The 2381-nt window shown below is 39.8% G+C and carries 2 protein-coding genes; both read left to right on the top strand.

Annotated features, from left to right (window positions below; translation table 11 throughout):
* Window positions 1-195: hypothetical protein (locus NSP_RS25835; protein ID WP_044482718.1), on the top strand; the 195-nt coding region annotated here is incomplete at its 5' end.
* A 135-nt stretch (window positions 196-330) separates the two neighbouring features.
* A complete protein-coding gene (locus NSP_RS26640; RefSeq protein ID WP_017803729.1) occupies window positions 331-2169 on the top strand; it encodes a pre-peptidase C-terminal domain-containing protein in 1839 nt (612 codons plus the stop codon).
* Window positions 2170-2381 lie beyond the last annotated feature (212 nt).

Genomic DNA, 2381 nt, shown 5'->3' with positions numbered 1-2381 from the left:
TATGTTGATTCATTTCTGAGAGTCTTTGATGAAGATGGCAATGACGTTATTTTTAGTGATGATGATCTAGCTTTTAATAGCTCGTTAGTGTATACAGAATTCACTGATAATGAATACCCCAGTCTAGTTTTCCCGACTCGGTTGATCGCAGTTATTACGAAGGACATACCACGGGGTATAGCTTTATTGGCTTAAGAGTGGACAGAGGTCAAACTTNTTACATTGCTGTTTCAGATTATGACAACCAAACTTATAATCCTAACAGTCTCGATGGGCGTTCTGGTACTGGTACAGGTGGTTTGTTTGACCTGACTGTACAGTTTTTCAGTAATGACCAAAAGTGGTAGTATTACACAGGCATTAAAAAATAATTATATACCAATAAATGTCACAAACCTCCCTGGTATAATTGGTGGGGATAGTAATTTGGAGACGGGAGAATTCATTGAAGTAGGCGATCGCGATGTCGATTTTTTCAAAATCAATTCTCCTAACGCCGGGATTTTAGAAATTGATATCAAATCCTATGGTGATCCTACAATTATTGACGAAGTTGATGCCGTTGTCTTTATCTACGACAGAGAAGGCAATCTTTTAGCTTTAAACGACGATAGAGATACATCTTTAGATCCACTTTTACGCTATCAAATTACCGCGAATACAGATTACTTTGTAGCTGTAACTGGTTATGGGAATGATTCTTTCAATCCTTTTCAACTAGGTAGTGGCTCATCAGGAGATACAGGAGAATATAAATTTAATAGCAGACTGTTACCACTGTCACAAATAACTGCTTTAAGTAATAACACTTCTACTAGTGGTACAGTGGAAAATGTCTCCGTTGGCTCAATTATCTTTGGCAATATCGGCGATGATAATGGTTTCTTTGTAGGTGCTAGTGATATTGATATCTATCGCTTTACTCCCACTACCACTGCTAGAGTGACAATTCGTGCCAGTGCCAATGAAGCTTTCAATGCTGATACTTTTTTACGAGTCTTCAACGCTAACGGCACAGAAATCGCCTTCAATGATGATGAAAATGCTTTAACTAGGGGTAGCGGGATTCAGATAGATGTCACCGCAGGTACTCAATATTTAATTGGTGTCAATGGTGCAAGTCCGCAAGCGAGAAATTATAATCCTCTCACAGGTGCTGGTGCGGCAAACGGTAGCCAAGGCGATTACATTCTATCTATTTTCAACAACGTTATTATTTTAGACATCAACGGTAGTAGCAACGAATACGCTCTTTCCGCCGCCTCCCAAAATGTCACAGATGAATTCACCATCTCGGCTGATAAAACTCAACTAGGACTATCCGGTAACACCTGGAAAAAACTGGACATTGGTAGTTACAATATTACCAACAACACCATCCTGGAATTTGAATTCCAAAGCAGCAAACGAGGAGAAATTCACGGAATTGGTTTTGATACTGACAATGATGTCATCAATAACCCTGGAAACTTATTCCAACTTAGTGGAACTCAAAATTGGGGACTAAATAACTTTAAAAACTATAGCACTGGTTCTGGTTGGCAATCTTACAGTATTACCGTAGGAGATTACTTCACGGGCAATTTCAACTACCTCACCTTTGCCAATGACCATGATGTAGCCTCACCTGATAGTAATGGTCAGTTCCGCAATATCCAACTCTACGAGAATCAGAATAACAACCTCAGCGTCAACATCAACGGTAATAGCAACGAATACGCTCTTTCCGCCGCCTCCCAAGATGTCACAGATGAATTCACCATCTCGGCTGATAAAACTCAACTAGGACTATCCGGTAACACCTGGAAAAAACTGGACATTGGTAATTACAATATTACCAACAACACCATCCTGGAATTTGAATTCCAAAGCAGCAAACGAGGAGAAATTCACGGAATTGGTTTTGATACTGACAATGATGTCATCAATAACCCCCAAAACTTATTCCAACTTAGTGGAACTCAAAATTGGGGACTGAATAACTTTAAAAACTATAGCACTGGTTCTGGTTGGCAATCTTACAGTATTACCGTAGGAGATTACTTCACCGGAGATTTCAACTACCTCACCTTTGCCAATGACCATGATGTAGCCTCACCTGATAGTAATGGTCAGTTCCGCAATATCCAACTCTACGAGAATCAGAATAACAACCTCAAGCGTCAATAATCAACGGTAGTAAGCAACGAATAACGCTCTTTCCGCCGCCTCCCAAGATGTCACAGATGAATACGTTATCTCTGCTGATAAAACTCAACTAGGACTATCCGGTAACACCTGGAAAAAACTGGACATTGGTAATTACAATATTACCAACAACACCATCCTGGAATTTGAATTCCAAAGCAGCAAACGAGGAGAAATTCACGGAATTGGTTTTG

It is taken from the genome of Nodularia spumigena CCY9414 (assembly GCF_000340565.2).
Classification (GTDB): domain Bacteria; phylum Cyanobacteriota; class Cyanobacteriia; order Cyanobacteriales; family Nostocaceae; genus Nodularia; species Nodularia spumigena.
This window is presented reverse-complemented; position numbering and strand designations above follow the sequence as displayed.